This window comes from Marinicella gelatinilytica, assembly GCF_026410405.1.
In the GTDB taxonomy this organism is placed as follows: Bacteria; Pseudomonadota; Gammaproteobacteria; order Xanthomonadales; family Marinicellaceae; genus Marinicella; species Marinicella gelatinilytica.
On the sequence record NZ_JAPMLN010000004.1, the window covers coordinates 162,292 to 176,923 of the forward strand.

At 43.1% G+C, this 14,632-nt stretch carries 15 protein-coding genes; 7 read left to right on the forward strand and 8 right to left on the reverse strand.

Going from position 1 to position 14,632, the window contains the following annotated elements; genetic code table 11:
• The first annotated feature begins 7 nt into the window (after positions 1–7).
• The gene (locus OS173_RS04145; protein WP_267183017.1) at positions 8–568 is read left to right on the forward strand and encodes a rhomboid family intramembrane serine protease; all 561 of its coding nucleotides are present in this window, start codon (positions 8–10) and stop codon (positions 566–568) included.
• A 28-nt stretch (positions 569–596) separates the two neighbouring features.
• Here the strand turns inward: OS173_RS04145 and OS173_RS04150 are convergent, their stop codons facing one another.
• The 5 genes from OS173_RS04150 to OS173_RS04170 are packed head-to-tail and all read right to left on the reverse strand — an operon-like array spanning position 597 to position 3,887.
• Positions 597–1,409 carry a pseudouridine synthase gene (locus tag OS173_RS04150; protein ID WP_267183018.1) on the reverse strand — a complete coding sequence of 271 codons (813 nt, stop codon included), beginning with the start codon at positions 1,407–1,409 and terminating at the stop codon, positions 597–599.
• Positions 1,406–1,975 (reverse strand): SMC-Scp complex subunit ScpB, encoded by a 570-nt coding sequence (gene scpB, locus OS173_RS04155; protein ID WP_267183019.1) that lies wholly within the window; start codon positions 1,973–1,975, stop codon positions 1,406–1,408. Before scpB ends, OS173_RS04150 begins: the two co-directional genes overlap by 4 nt.
• A gap of 2 nt (positions 1,976–1,977) precedes the next feature.
• Positions 1,978–2,790: a segregation and condensation protein A gene (locus OS173_RS04160; RefSeq protein ID WP_267183020.1), complete on the reverse strand. Its 813-nt coding sequence runs from the start codon at positions 2,788–2,790 to the stop codon at positions 1,978–1,980.
• Positions 2,783–3,400 (reverse strand): L-threonylcarbamoyladenylate synthase, encoded by a 618-nt coding sequence (locus OS173_RS04165; protein WP_267183021.1) that lies wholly within the window; start codon positions 3,398–3,400, stop codon positions 2,783–2,785. Before OS173_RS04165 ends, OS173_RS04160 begins: the two co-directional genes overlap by 8 nt.
• A 1-nt stretch (position 3,401) precedes the next feature.
• Positions 3,402–3,887, reverse strand: coding sequence for an asparaginase domain-containing protein (locus OS173_RS04170; protein ID WP_267183022.1), 486 nt, complete (start codon positions 3,885–3,887; stop codon positions 3,402–3,404).
• Between the two features lie 173 nt (positions 3,888–4,060).
• Here OS173_RS04170 and OS173_RS04175 point away from each other — a divergent pair, with 173 nt between their 5' ends.
• Positions 4,061–6,709: a hypothetical protein gene (locus OS173_RS04175; RefSeq protein ID WP_267183023.1), complete on the forward strand. Its 2,649-nt coding sequence runs from the start codon at positions 4,061–4,063 to the stop codon at positions 6,707–6,709.
• Positions 6,710–6,752: 43 nt separating this feature from the next.
• Here OS173_RS04175 and OS173_RS04180 read toward each other — a convergent pair whose 3' ends face one another.
• Positions 6,753–7,556: a M48 family metallopeptidase gene (locus OS173_RS04180; protein WP_267183024.1), complete on the reverse strand. Its 804-nt coding sequence runs from the start codon at positions 7,554–7,556 to the stop codon at positions 6,753–6,755.
• 20 nt (positions 7,557–7,576) lie between these two features.
• The gene (locus OS173_RS04185) at positions 7,577–7,882 is read right to left on the reverse strand and encodes a hypothetical protein (RefSeq protein ID WP_267183025.1); all 306 of its coding nucleotides are present in this window, start codon (positions 7,880–7,882) and stop codon (positions 7,577–7,579) included.
• A gap of 161 nt (positions 7,883–8,043) precedes the next feature.
• Between OS173_RS04185 and OS173_RS04190 the strand changes: the two genes are divergently transcribed.
• The 4 genes from OS173_RS04190 (at position 8,044) to OS173_RS04205 (ending at position 12,336) form a co-directional block, all read left to right on the forward strand.
• Positions 8,044–9,477, forward strand: a complete 1,434-nt coding sequence (locus OS173_RS04190; RefSeq protein ID WP_267183026.1) for an NfeD family protein — start codon at positions 8,044–8,046, stop codon at positions 9,475–9,477.
• Entirely contained in the window at positions 9,474–10,229 is a 756-nt protein-coding gene (locus OS173_RS04195) for a slipin family protein (protein ID WP_267183027.1), read from the forward strand. The genes OS173_RS04190 and OS173_RS04195 overlap by 4 nt, the downstream gene beginning before the upstream one ends.
• An 11-nt stretch (positions 10,230–10,240) precedes the next feature.
• On the forward strand, positions 10,241–10,900 hold the full coding sequence (locus OS173_RS04200) for a CAP domain-containing protein (RefSeq protein ID WP_267183028.1): 660 nt from the start codon (positions 10,241–10,243) through the stop codon (positions 10,898–10,900).
• Between the two features lie 89 nt (positions 10,901–10,989).
• A complete protein-coding gene (locus OS173_RS04205) occupies positions 10,990–12,336 on the forward strand; it encodes a TonB family protein (RefSeq protein ID WP_267183029.1) in 1,347 nt (448 codons plus the stop codon).
• Positions 12,337–12,500: 164 nt separating this feature from the next.
• Here the strand turns inward: OS173_RS04205 and OS173_RS04210 are convergent, their stop codons facing one another.
• Positions 12,501–13,394, reverse strand: coding sequence for an LPXTG cell wall anchor domain-containing protein (locus OS173_RS04210; RefSeq protein ID WP_267183030.1), 894 nt, complete (start codon positions 13,392–13,394; stop codon positions 12,501–12,503).
• A gap of 543 nt (positions 13,395–13,937) precedes the next feature.
• On the opposite strand from OS173_RS04210, the gene OS173_RS04215 reads away from it, so the two are divergent.
• On the forward strand, positions 13,938–14,632 hold a 695-nt coding region (locus tag OS173_RS04215; protein WP_267183031.1), incomplete at its 3' end, for an IS30 family transposase.

Genomic DNA, 14,632 nt, shown 5'->3' on the forward strand with positions numbered 1-14,632 from the left:
ACCGCCTGTGACTCGGAATGTCTTAATCGCCATGTTGGTGATGTACGTATTCCAACAATTTTTAAGTGGTAACTTTATTTATCGGTACTTTCCGCTTTACCCGATAAACTCGGACTATTTCTATCCTTGGCAGTTGCTGACTTACAGTTTATTGCACGGTAATTTTATGCATCTGTTTTTCAATGGTTTTGCCATCTGGATGTTTGGCTCACAGATAGAGCATTATTGGGGTGAGAAAAAATACGCCATTTATCTGATTGTCTGTATCATCGGCGCAGCACTGGCCAATGCATTACTTTCTAATGCACCGGCCATCGGCATTTCCGGTGCGGTTTATGGTTTACTGGTGGCCTACGGTATGATGTGGCCCAATCACACCATTTATCTGGTGATTCCGCCGATTCCCATGAAAGCCAAGTATTTCGTGTTAATCTTTGCCGGTATCGCCTTATTCAGTAGTTTAACTTCAAGCCAAGACGGCATCGCCCACATTGCTCATTTGGGTGGCGCTTTAACGGGCTTTTTACTGATTCAATATTGGCGCGGTAAACCCCCGTTTAAATGGTGAAAAACCCCTGTATGTTGCTTTCAACCTTTTAGCGTCCGCGTTTTTTGGCCACTGATTTCACTGTCAATTGCGAAGTGGGCGGTTGGTAACGGCTATCCTCAAACAAAATAGACAGCTCTTTATCATTGAGTTCTCGGTGCTTACCCTGAGCCAGGTTTTTAGGTAAAAACACACCCCCGTAACGCACCCTTTTTAGGCGATTGACTTGCACCCCTTGGGATTCCCATAAACGCCTGACTTCGCGGTTACGACCTTCCATGACAACCACATAAAACCAATGATTGGCACTGCGTTCTCGATCTTCTTCAGCCCGCTGAATATCCGTAAAGTTGGCAAGCCCATCTTCCAACTCCACACCGGCCAATAAGCGCTCAATCATGGCATCATCAACTTCACCAAATATGCGACAAGCATACTCACGATCAATGCCGGCACTTGGATGGGTCATGTGATGGGCGAAATCACCATCGGTGGTGAACAACAGCAAACCGGTGGTATTAATGTCCAAGCGTCCGATATTAAGCCATTTTTGGCCCTTGATCCGCGGTAATTTATCAAACACGGTGGGGCGACCTAATTCATCTTGACGTGTGGTCACCAAACCTTCGGGTTTATGATACATGAGTACCCGTGGTTTGACTTGTGACTCTTCCACCAACCAAATTCGGTTTTTCCAGACAATGCGATCACCAGCAGTGAGTTTTTGTCCTAAAACCACAGGGCTGTTATTAATCATGATTTGCCCTAATTTAATGGCCTGCTCAATTTGGCGCCGTGAACCCAAGCCGCTACGGGCTAAGGTTTTCTGGATACGTTCTTGCTTCTCAATGTCTTCTTTCATGTGGCTGATTGCTCGTTAAAATCCAATGATTGTTCAAAGGATTCAAAGTCTTTAATATCGGCCAGGGCCGGTAAATCCTGTAAAGACTTCAGATTAAAATAATTCAAAAAAGCGTCGGTGGTTCCCAATAACGCCGGTTTTCCGGGTGCGTCACGATAGCCCACTTCTTCAATCCATTCTTTATCCATCAGGTAATGAATAATCTTACTGGACACTGCCACGCCGCGAACATCTTCAATTTCTCCGCGGGTGAGCGGCTGTCGATAAGCCACCAATGCCAAAGTTTCTAAGAGTGCCCGAGACAATTTACGTGGCTTTTTCTGCCGTAGATTATCCAGCCAGACTTGCATCTGTGGTCGCGTTTGTAAACGAAAACCCTTACTTAATTGCTGCAACTCGATACCGCGATTGGCATAGTCTTCATGTAAACTCTGTAAAGCCAAATTAATATCGGCTCCACTAACAGCCTCTTCATCAAATAACTGTTTAAGGTGATGGACACTTAATGGCTCATCAAAAGACATCAATGCCGCTTCGACAATATTTTTAATTTGTGCGTTATCCATGGTTACTCCGATGCCAAATTGAGATAAATGGGACCAAAGGGTTTATTCTGAACCAGTTCCAGCATATGAGCCTTTAACAATTCCAATATCGCCAAAAAACTCACCAAAGCCCCTTGTTTACCCTCTTGCCGGGTAAATAATTCATCAAATCGTGTGGTTTTACCGGAACTTAACTGCCGCATAACACTGGCCATACGATCTTTTACACTAAGGACTTCGCGACTGACTGCATGAGAGGTTTTCAATTCCACCCGTGCCATCACTGATTGAAATGCCAACACCAACTCACGAATATCCACGGTTTCAATCTGTTGTTCTAAAACACCCGATTCGCTGTGAATCACCACCGGTATAAAATCACGTTCTTGTCGGGGTAATTCATCGATGTCATCAGCGGCTTTCTTAAAGCGTTCATATTCTTGTAAGCGACGAATCAACTCAGCACGAGGATCATCTTCGTCCTCTTCTTCAGCCGTTGGTCTTGGCAACAGCATGCGAGATTTGATTTCTGCCAGCATCGCCGCCATCACTAAATATTCTGCCGCTAACTCAAAATTCAGCTTATGCATTAATTCGATGTAATGAACATATTGACGGGTGATGGAAAATATTGGAATATTTAAAATATCTAAATTTTGACGTTTAATCAAATATAGCAATAAATCTAAAGGTCCCTCAAAAGCTTCTAAAATAACTTCTAGCGCATCCGGCGGGATATATAAATCGGTGGGCATTTCAGTGAACGGCTGACCATCCACCATAGCAAACGGCATTTCTGATTGCGTCGCCCCATGTTGCTGATTGTTATCAGACAAAATCGATTTCCCCGGCACCTTTTCTCAATATGTTAACATCCCCATCACTGAGGTCCACCACTGTCGATGGTTCTTGCGCACAATAGCCGACATCAATAATGACATCCACCTGATTACCAATTTTATCAACGACATCATCGATGTCCAATTCATACATATCAACATCAGGAAATTCAAGTGATGAAGTCATCATTGGCTCACCCAATTCTGCTAACAACGCTTGCACCACATTGTGTGCCGATAATCGCACTCCAATGGTGCGACGCTTTTGATGTTGCATTTTTTTCGGCACCCGTCTGGTGGCAGGAAGAATAAATGTGTACGGGCCCGGCGTATGCTGTTTAATTAATCTAAAAGCAACATTATCCACCAAAACATAATCCGTCATTTGGGAAATATTGTCACACATCATGGTGTAATGCTGATGCTGCTTTACAGCTTTAATCATGGCCACTTTCTGCGGCGCCTGATGGTTATCCAAGGCCCAGCCCATGGCATACCCCGAATCAGTGGGATAGACAATTAACCCACCTTGCTTTAAGACATCAATGGCCATGCTTATGGAACGGGGTTGTGGATTGTCGGGATGTACTTTATAAACGTCAGCCATGTTAAATTGCCTCGAATCGGTTAGCGCGGCGGTTTTTTACCACGTGTTGTGGGTCCCAGATTTGACCATTCATAACCACCCAAACGCCACGTGGTTTCGACTGAACTGCTGCCACTGCACAGCCAATATTAAAGATGGCATCAGTGGCATTAAATCTGGCCGGGGTAAGCGCACCCGTTAAAACAATTGTTTTGTCTTTGATGCCGCTTAAAAATTGTGCCGTTTCAATCATGGTGTCGGTGCCGTGGGTAATTAATATATACGATTCATCAGATTTCTCAATCACTTGCCTGATAAGCGCTCGATCCTCATCATTGATATAAATCGAATCTTTTTTCATAAGGGGCACCACTTCAAAATCAAAGCCCACATGATACGTTTGTAACAGCTCACCAATAATTGGCTGACCAATTTGATAATCACTTAAATCATCAAAATACAACTTATCAATGGTGCCGCCGGTGGTGATGATTTTCAGGTTTTTCACAATGCTGTTTAACTGATCAATTTTAAATGAGCCATTTTAGCTTGCCACACCTTAACTTCCAATACAATTTACCGCTCACATTGGCTTTATTCCGACGACAGCATAATATACACTTTCTCGACCATCGGGCATTTGATACAATCTATTTTCTTATTACTGACACAAATCTCCGCATGGCTTTGAATTGTTTAAAATTGCCGGCTCCTTGGGTGCTTGTTTGTTTACTCCTCTGCTCTTTTGCTCAAGCGCAAGATCAAGATCAGGCACTTAGTGCGCTCGATGGTTCTGACGGTGAAGCGGTGGCTGATTTAATTAAATCAAACCACGACATGGCTAAAGCCGTGTATTTAACACGGGTGGCCGAACAGTTGTCATTGTCTTTTGCGTCACACCAACAAATGAGCAGTCATTGGCAACAAGCGTTGCTTGAGAACGTTAGTGCACCCCACAACCTCAGCCAGATAGATACCCACGCTCTCATGGCTCAGGTACTTATTCGTTATTCAAACGGTATGGATTTAAACCGCTGGCGAATGGTTGATTTAAGCCCGCAAAAGCCTTTACCTAAACTTAGCGAACATATGTCCGCCACCCAACAGTTTACGGCCTGGCTCAATTTAACGCATTATTGGCAAGATATTTTACAGCGCCTGTCAAGTCAGGGCAGTAGTGCTTGGTTAGGTATTACCACATTGGATAAACCGGAACCGCCGTTATCCCAGCAATTGCAATTAAGTCGGACCCTGGCTTTTGTCAACCAGTTACCAGATCCACCCAAGACCGATAAGCAGTCACAACAGTACAGCAATAAATTGCGACTATTCAGTCAACAATGGTCCACTTGGCAACCCTTGCCGACTATTCTATTAAGACAATCTTGGCACCATAATCGCAACCAATGGATGGCATGGGCCTATGACTGGATTGAAATTTATCAACGTATTGAGTTAAGCCAACACTTACTCACCGCACAAGAACAAGAATTATTGCAACAACACATCGTTGACTCCAAAACCCAATGGCTAGCTCAAAAAGCAATAATTGAAGGTCGTGATAAGTCTTTTTATGTTCTTATTGGAGATATATTTGAGCAGTTACCGGTAAAATTCAAAAACCCGGATCACAGCAATGAATCCATAAACAGTCGAATATTGACCTTAGCCACCGGCATTCAAGATCCCATTGACTACTTTAGACAACCTTTAAGAGACCAAATTCAGGAAAACCTGGAAGTGTGCCTTAATTTAAGCACCCATCAGCCACCCAACCCTGAACAACCCATTGCGGACAATCAATTCGATAGCTGTTTACAGGATTTTACCGATTGGGCTCAAATATTTGCATTTGAACCGGGTTTAGCCGGTCAGTTTACGGTGCTTGACAGCGCGGTCAGTTTAGCACGGGTACTGGATATGTCACCACCTCAAATCATCAACTATTTACCCGCACAAACCATTCAAAACCCCGAATGTCTTAACCAAATGACCCTTCAACCCAATCCGGTAGAATGGTTATTGGCAGTGGAATCCTTAAACTGGCTTCACGACCGCTGGCCCGGTATTTTTGCTGAAAAGCCACTGCCGGAACAAACCGTACAGAATATCTTAAACAGCGGTTTAAATGCTTACCGATATCCTGATTGTTATGAATCGAAATCAGTCTTATCTCAGGAATTTATACGTCTTGAACAAAAATGGTCAACGGTGAAACAAGCGATTCGCTTACACCTCAAAGACTACCGCGATACCCATTTGGCCAAAGGCAGTGACATCGACTTTTTTCAGAACACAGATCAACTGACAGATGCGGTACCGGACAACCTCACCATTTCTCCCTGTGATACGAAAACGGCCTGTGGTGCTTTTGTTCAGCTTAAGCCGGATAACAAAGTTTTACAGTTATTTCCTAATCACCTGAAAGTGGCCCAACAGTTCCAGCTGGGTGATTTATCGATATGTTATGATCAAGTCGGCTGGCAGGAAAGAAAATCTCTACCGGGTCAAATTAACAATAAAAAAATTGCCAATTTTGAAGGCCAATTGGGTTTAACCTTAGTGGGTAAGTTTCAACAGGACATTGTCTTTGAACAACGCTTGGAAACCACCGATCGCTATGTTTATCTGTTTGCTGAAAACAACCAGTCAATTTTGGATATGGCTTGTCCTTTGTCCATTATCGGTCAGCAAATAACCACCACTTTAGACCGTGGCACTTTTGGCTTGCTACCGAATCGTTTGACTTTTTTAACCGCACAAAAAGTGGACGTCAACAACATCATCAAACACCACTGGCAGCAATGGCAGAATAATTTAGATCCCGCAAAAGTTAATTTAGTTAATGCCATGGACAATATTAAACCCATGGTCAATGAGGCGTTTATCCAACACACCAACACGGTACAACAACAAATATACCGAAAACTAACCACCAGCAACCCGGCCAGAATCAATGATTCAGCCTTATCCAATGCCGTGTTTGAATACCTCACTGAGCGTCGTCGTTTAGCAGCCACCGTGAGGGCGCTGTTTCCTAATACCTTTCATAAAGACATGTCAATTCGTAGCAGCCTCACCGGAACTTTAGCATTACCTGATATTGATTTCTTCAGGCAGGCCTTTGAGGCGCAATTAAATCTTTTGGATATGATGGAGCAAGGAGATGCCTTGATGGAACAACACAAACCGGCGTGGTTTGATCAACAACGTATCTTTACGGAAGATTTCTTACAACCCACATTAATGCAGTTTTATAAACGCTTTGCACAAAAAGCCGCTGTCAAAGAGAATGACAGACTCTATTCAGCACCGACTGATAATGATTAAGTGCCGGTTTCAACAACCGGCACCCACTCGACTGGTTGTGTTTTTATAAACGACAGTTTGGTCGACGACCACTGTTCAGTGCTTGCTGCTGAAGCTTTTGCGCTTCAGGCAAGTACTTTTGCAACGCCACGATGCGATTTGACGGCTCAGGATGGGTGGATAAAAATTCCGGCGGCCGTTGTCCTTGTGAAGCTTTCTCCATATTTTTCCAAAGCTGGATGCTTTCTTCAGGATTAAATCCGGCACGCGCCATTAAATTTAAACCGTATTGATCCGCTTCAGACTCATGGGCACGACTAAAGGGCAATAAAACACCCACTTGTGTACCGATACCCAGTCCGGCCATTAAAATTTGTTGTTCAGTGGAACCTTCCATATGTTGACGCGCCATGATGTCTGCCAGCTGCATGCCGGTCTGTGAAGCCACTTGTAACGACACCCGCTCAGCACCGTGACGTGCCAGTACGTGGGCAATTTCATGACCCACCACCGCGGCTAATTGAGACGGCGTTTCTGCCACAGTCAAAAGACCGGTATGGACACCGATTTTACCGCCTGGTAAGGCAAAGGCGTTGGCTGAATCATCATCAAACACCACCACTTCCCAGTCTCTACCGGACCATTCCTGGGGTAAAGCTTCAATAATATGGTTAGCGACACAGCGTACATATTGCTGTTTATTTCTGTCATTGCTAATTTTATTATTGGCTTTTAATTGCTGAAATGAATCAATGCCCATTTGTTGCATTTGATCATCACCCACTAAAATCAGTTGGTTACGACCTGTTGGGCTGGTGGCGCAAGCCGATAGCATTAGTATTAATAAACATGTTGTTAATAGACGCATAGTGAACTCCTGAAAATGGGTTACAGCAAATATATCAGTCCCATAATGATACCACTGATTAAAACAATCAGATAAATCCATTTAGCCATTCGATATTTTTTTTGTACCTGTGGCGCAGTGTAATTTTTGCCGCGATGATGTAACCAAGTTAACTCTAAAAGAATCACAAACACAAACATCATCACAAAAACGATACCAAATAAACCGACCGCATCAGCCCAAGACGCCTCCGGCATCACCAAAGCAGCCAAAGTTGCCAGATTGGCCAAAATCATAATAGCCATTAAGATAACCCGCAAAGGGGTAAATACCACCGGTGTATTCATATAAGTCGCTGAATATATTAATTAAAATAATATTGTAATCAGTGACAATGGTTGTGTCCAGTCATTAACCATCTACAATCCGGGTAAATAGACACAATTCCAGTGTCACATCATGACTTCTTTCACTGTCAAATAATCTCAATTGTGCTATATTAATTATTATGAAATATCATTTTACAATCTCGCGAATAAAACCGATTTTATTATTGGCAGGTGTTATCGTATTGCTGCTAATAAATGGTCCGAGCACAGCACAAGATGGCTCGACCGACCCCATCGGAAAACAGACAGTGGTGGTACTCACCATTGAAGGCGCCATTGGTCCTGCCACCCGCGATTATGTTATAAACGGCATCGAACAGGCAGAACAACAAAAAGCTGCACTGGTATTAATTAAAATGGATACCCCGGGCGGCTTATCAGCGTCCATGCGGGATATGATTAAAAAAATCCTCAATGCTGAGGTGCCCATTGCCACTTGGGTTGGACCCTCAGGTTCACGGGCAGCCAGTGCCGGTACTTATCTTTTATATGCTTCACACATCGCTGCCATGGCACCGGCCACCAACTTAGGTGCCGCCACACCGGTTCCTGTTGGTGGGCAAAAACCACCGACACCGGCGGGCAAGGCCTATGAAGAACTCAAAGAAGCCACAGAAGACAGTGAAGAAGAAAACAATCCGGCATCAACAGATCAAGCTTCGGGCAATAAAGCCTTGGAAGATTCGGTTGCTTATATCCGCGCTTTGGCCGAACAAAAAAACCGCAACGCCGACTGGGCTGAACAAGCGGTACGCCATGCCGCCACCTTAACGGCAGATCAGGCTTTGACAAACAACGTGATTGACTATTTAGCCGGTGATGAACAAGATTTATTACAACAAATTGATGGTCAAACCATTGAGCTGGCACATTCTCAAGTTACATTGACTTTAGACCAAGCACAATTAGAAACCATAGAACCGAGTTTTAAGAATAAAATTTTGGCCACCATCACCAACCCAACCCTGGCCTATATGCTATTGTTGCTTGGTATTTACGGTTTAATTTTAGAAGGTTATAACCCCGGCGCTTTGGTGCCCGGCGTCATTGGCGGAATTAGTTTACTGGTGGCATTATACGCGTTTCAAATTTTACCGGTTAATTTTGCCGGATTAGCCCTGATTTTCTTGGGATTTGCCCTGATTGCAGTGGAATTTTTTGCGCCATCCTTTGGTATTTTAGGTATTGGCGGTATTGTTTCTTTATCTTTTGGTTCGGTGATTTTAATGGACACAGACGTACCGGGATTTGGTATCCCAATTAGTTTAATTATTAGTATTGCATTAACGGCGGGTATCCTGTTTGCCGTGATTATGTATTATTTAGCCGGTTCCTTTAAAAAACCGGTGGTCTCAGGCAGTGAAAGCCTGGTGGGCCAAACCGGAGAAGTGGTCAGCAATCATGATGAACATGGTTTACGGGTTCACTTAGACGGTGAAAACTGGCGTGCCAAAGCCACCACTAAACACCATTACGATGTCGGTGATACGGTTTTAATTGAGCGTATTGACGGCCTCACCCTTTATGTCAAACATCTGGAGAATGCATCATGAACGATTTATATTTTTGGTTAGTACCTGTGGCAGTGATTTTCTTTTTACTGTCATCAATGATCAATATCATGCGCGAGTATGAACGCGCCGTGGTTTTTACCCTGGGTCGTTTTGATAAAGTCAAAGGTCCCGGTTTTATTCTGGTCATTCCCTTTATCCAGCAACTGGTACGGGTTGATTTAAGAACCGTGGTGTTAGACGTGCCCACACAAGATGTGATTTCCTTAGATAACGTTTCAGTCAAAGTTAATGCGGTTATTTATTACCGTATTTTAGACCCTGAAAAAGCCATTATAGCAGTGGAAAAGGTCCATGACGCCACCAGCCAACTGGCGCAAACCACGCTGCGCTCGGTGCTCGGTAAACATGAACTGGATGAAATGCTGGCCGAACGTGATTCATTGAATGCCGATATCCAGGAAATCTTAGATAAGCAAACCAACGCCTGGGGCATTAAAGTCGCCAATGTCGAAATTAAACACGTTGATCTCGATGAGTCTATGATTCGCGCCATCGCCCGTCAAGCCGAAGCCGAACGTGAACGGCGGGCTAAAGTAATTTTGGCCGAGGGTGAGCAACAAGCCGCTGCTAAATTGGTGGAAGCCGCTAAAGAGATGACCGAATCAGCCGGTGCCATGCAATTGCGCTACCTACAAACCCTCAGTGACATCGGCAGTGAGAAAAACTCTACCATTGTCTTTCCAATGCCTATGGAAATCATCGCGCCTATCTTGGAAAAGCTCAATAAATAAGCATGTCACACTTGAAACGGCAACCAATTGAAGTTATCCAATACGTCAGTTGGTTGCTGGTTCTTACTTTCATCAGCTTTAACACCACTGTTTTTGCCGAATCCGTATGTGGCAATAGCCCGGAGGCGGTTCAATTGGCTGAACTTATTCGCAAGCATCCTGAGCAGTTAAGAACCGATATTCGCTGCAACTTTAAATTAACCCAAATCGCTGAGCACAAAGCGGGTTTGTTGAGTGAACACGATGTCATTATGCATCATATTGGTTATTTAACACCCAACCAATTACTCCGTAAAAAAGGTTATGCATTAAGTAGCGGCTACCCCATTCTCGGCAATCAAGTGGAAGCCATCGCGGCTGGTGAAAAAAGTGCCAAAGAAACATTACAACAACTATTAAACAGCCAGAACCATCGCCGACTGTTATTGGGTGAAGCGCCTTTTTACCAACCACAGAATGAAATTGGTGTGGCGTATGTTAACCAATCACACAGTTCCTATGATTATTATTGGGTGGTCTATTTTGCAGACACAAAAAACCGGCCTAAACCTAAGACCGAATATCTTGTTAACTCTGAATATAAGCACATAGATCCCGAAGAAAAAAGCTCGATCCGCGAGCGACATCGCCAGTCAAGAGCCAGGCGACCAAAAATGGCCACAGAAAACTAATTTCAAAGAACTTCAAAATTGTGAAGTGAATCAAACGGCCATATAAACTTTTAATTATAATTTAAGAAATCATCAAAGAAAGGAGCACCATGAAAAAATTATCTGTCTTTATTATGCTTGCTTTAACATCGGTTGCCTGCGCAGACTTTTTAGATGCCGCAGAAGCCTATGAACAACAGGATTACCCAACAGCTTTACAAGAATATCAAGCCCTGGCTCAACTGGGTCATCATGAAGCACAACATAATCTGGCAGTCATGCATTTTTTAGGTCAAGGTACAGAAAAAAACCCGATACAAGCCTATGCCTGGGCCACCTTAGCCTTAGCCAGTAAGGACACTAAACTGCACGCATTAGAAGGCAAAATAAAAGACAAGCTGACTACCCAACAATTGACAGAAGCGCAGCAACAAGCGCAAATCCTGCAACAACAGTACGGCACTGATGCCATAAATCAACTGTGGGCGCCGGTGATGGTTAAATCCGAAGAATCAGAGGCTTATCAGGACGGTCAGAGCTTAGATTTCACCTTAACCCCGGTGAAAAGAAAAGCTCCCAGATATCCAAAAAATGCAATGCGTAAAGGTATACAAGGTTGGGTTAAAGTTACTTTTGAGGTTCATCCCGATGGCACAGCCCGGAAACCGGTGATTGCCGACAGTTTTCCAGAAGGTGTGTTCGAAGAAGCCACTTTGAAAGCCATTCGAGGTTTTCGCTTTGATGTTGATTTTAAACCGGGTGTTGACCCCTATCCGGTCTCTGCCACCCAAAGCATCACCTATGAGATGCGTAACACAGAGAAATTTCAAGAAAGCTATCAGCAACGCTTAGATGAACTCCGGTCATTAGCAAATCAGGGTCACCCGGATGCCTATTATTATTTAGCCATGGCATTGGACGAAAAAAGTCCGATTCCACAAGCATCTGATGAAGACATCGATCAAACAGTCATTAATCAATATCTTTTTAAAGCAGCACAGAGTGGTCAAATTAATGCCCAATTTCATTTAGGCAATAACTTATTTACCGGCAAATCCGGCTACCAGAATCGCAGCAAAGGCCTTCGTTGGTTAATCATGGCAGCCGAACAAGGTCAGGCTCAAGCGGCTCGACGGTTAGCGCTTATTTTTGAGTCCAACCCGGACATGAACCCCACAGAACACCCGCCACATTACTGGATGGCACAAGCCGCAAATCAAGGAGATTTAGACGCCAAATTAGATTACGCTGAATGGCTGGCTGACAATGCCCAAAGCCAGGAGCAATACCGACAAGGCTTGGAACTGTTGGAAGATTATGCCGATGAACGGCCCGAAACAGTACTATGGTATCAAACCAAAGCCCAATTACACGAACAGACCGGTGATACCAAAAAAGCACAAAAATACCACAAAAAAGCCGAGAAATTAGCCAAACGTCTCGGCTGGGAAGATTAATAAAAAGCCCGGCGTACACTCCGGGCTTTAAATTTGTCATATCCTTGGCTTACACACGCTTAACATAGATGTACATTAAGCCTGACAAAACGCTCCACAACTTCCTTGAAATTTGATTAACGCATGCGGATTCATTTCCTTAATTTAATGAGATTTATGTCAATTTAATGAACAAACTTCCGCCGAACAGTCAACAATAAAGCCAAAGACAATAAAATTAACCCGAAGACACTTAAACTAGGTACCGGTGTCGCAGGACCCGTTGGTCCGCCACTACCATAATTGTTATCAATAACTAAATTATCAAAATTAGCCACTTCACCTGAATTATTGTTATCGCTGTATATGGCAATTTGCTCAACTTTATCGCTGAATAACATGGTGACTTGGGAATAGAAAAGGTTGCCATTGAGATAATAATCGATGCCCGGTAATCCACCCGGATTAGTGATGACTTCAAGTCTGAAATAGGTATTGACCGGCCAGTCCATGCCGGAGTCGATATAAACATAACCACCACCGATATTATCCGCCACTAAAATATTACCCGTTGAATCAAAACTAACATTCCAGGTTCCTTGAGCGGTCGAGGGTGCTTGTGCAAATACGGTATAACTGGAACCCGATATAGCCGTTATTTTCACATCGATGAACACACGACTTTCATTTCCCGCTGGTTGCGGACCTAAATCAGGACTTAAACCGCCTATATTAGTTCCCGCGGGTAGCGAACTGTCTTGACCCAACTGCATATGCTGTGTTCCGTTTGCAGGATCACTGTTGTCAATAATCGGTTGCGCTGTGCTGCCGCTAAGCACTAACCAACCGGCCTGGCCGCCTAAAAACCCCGGACTAAAACCTTCACCTGCTTCAAAAAAATACATCATCGCACCTGCAATACCCTTTTCTACCGGATAATCCGACTTCGTCTCATTGTTAGCCACAAATGAATTCAGTAAAACTGTCTCGGCAGAATGAACTGAATCTTCTGCACTAATGGCATGGCTCGATAAAGTGGTGAAACAAAAAACCAAAGCAACTAAATAAAAAACTTTCATAAAAATATCCTCAATTGAATTAAATCTGAGTTTTATTATGAAATTTAACTTCTTACTTATCAGGACAATTGTTGGACATTACATGTCGTTTAAGGACAGCGGTGGGATTTGATTGCAAGAACAGGTTTGTTCGCATAAACATGTAAAAAGTAACAATAATTGTCACCATAGAAAATTTTTCAAATTTAAATTTAGAATTAAGATATTTTATGAGAGAAATTAACGCATATAAGCCACAAAGACGCCTCAATCCACTCAAATTAAGCAGAATTTTGTGATAGAGTTCTCAGAATTATTTTTTCAGGGTCAGAAAACCGCTAAAGAAACAATTATAAATTGAGCTGTTTTTTCTCACCACAAAAAATGTATCTTCTTTAAATTTTTAAAAAAAGTGGTTGTATTATGAAACACAAATTTATTTCTTGTTTTTTTGTCCTTTTCATTGTTTTTTTAAACCTCAATTCGGATAATAAGTGCAATTTCCTGAGGAGGTCGGTTAACTGGTATAGTTACTGATTTTTCTCACCAAAAGGAAAATGCAATATGAGCTATAAACAGTTAACCGAAACAGAACGATATCAGATTTACAGGCTAAAGAAAATGGGTTTCACACAAAAGATTATAGNTGAAAGTCGTCGTAAGAACGCCCACAAAGCCATTAAATTAACTGAGCAAGTTAAACATTGGATCATCACACTCCTGTATCATGACCTGAGCCCGGAACAGATTACAATTTATCTCAAAAGGCATAAGGGTATCTCATTGCATCACGAAACCATTTACCAGCTTATTTATGCTGATAGAGATGCCGGCGGAACACTTTACAAACAATTGCGAACTGCTTGTAAGAAGTACCGCAAACGTTATGGTTCTTATGATAAGCGGGGTAAAATCAGAAACAGGGTCAGTATTGACGACAGACCGGCTGTGGTTGATAAGAAAACAAGGATTGGTGACTGGGAAGGTGACACAATCATTGGCAAAGGTCGTCAAAGCGCTTTGCTCACCCTGGTTGAAAGAAAGACCTTGTACACCATGATCTTCCGGTTAACCGGAAAACAAGCTTCACTGTTGGCGGAGGCAGCCATTGAAGGTATGGCACATTTAGTTGACCAAATACTGACTATTACATTGGATAATGGTTTGGAGTTTGCAGCGCATGAATTGATTGCAGAAGGACTAAAGGCTGACATTTATTTTGCCCATCCTTATAGCTCCTGGGAGCGTGGTATCAATGA

Bases quoted from the DNA above. Each gene is read 5' to 3' on its own strand.
- scpB (WP_267183019.1), bottom strand. From the start codon at position 1,975: ATGGATAACGCACAAATTAAAAATATTGTCGAAGCGGCATTGATGTCT.
- OS173_RS04190 (WP_267183026.1), top strand. From the start codon at position 8,044: ATGAAATATCATTTTACAATCTCGCGAATAAAACCGATTTTATTATTG.
- OS173_RS04195 (WP_267183027.1), top strand. From the start codon at position 9,474: ATGAACGATTTATATTTTTGGTTAGTACCTGTGGCAGTGATTTTCTTT.
- OS173_RS04150 (WP_267183018.1), bottom strand. From the start codon at position 1,409: ATGAAAGAAGACATTGAGAAGCAAGAACGTATCCAGAAAACCTTAGCC.
- OS173_RS04180 (WP_267183024.1), bottom strand. From the start codon at position 7,556: ATGCGTCTATTAACAACATGTTTATTAATACTAATGCTATCGGCTTGC.
- OS173_RS04205 (WP_267183029.1), top strand. From the start codon at position 10,990: ATGAAAAAATTATCTGTCTTTATTATGCTTGCTTTAACATCGGTTGCC.
- OS173_RS04165 (WP_267183021.1), bottom strand. From the start codon at position 3,400: ATGGCTGACGTTTATAAAGTACATCCCGACAATCCACAACCCCGTTCC.
- OS173_RS04210 (WP_267183030.1), bottom strand. From the start codon at position 13,394: ATGAAAGTTTTTTATTTAGTTGCTTTGGTTTTTTGTTTCACCACTTTA.
- OS173_RS04185 (WP_267183025.1), bottom strand. From the start codon at position 7,882: ATGAATACACCGGTGGTATTTACCCCTTTGCGGGTTATCTTAATGGCT.
- OS173_RS04175 (WP_267183023.1), top strand. From the start codon at position 4,061: ATGGCTTTGAATTGTTTAAAATTGCCGGCTCCTTGGGTGCTTGTTTGT.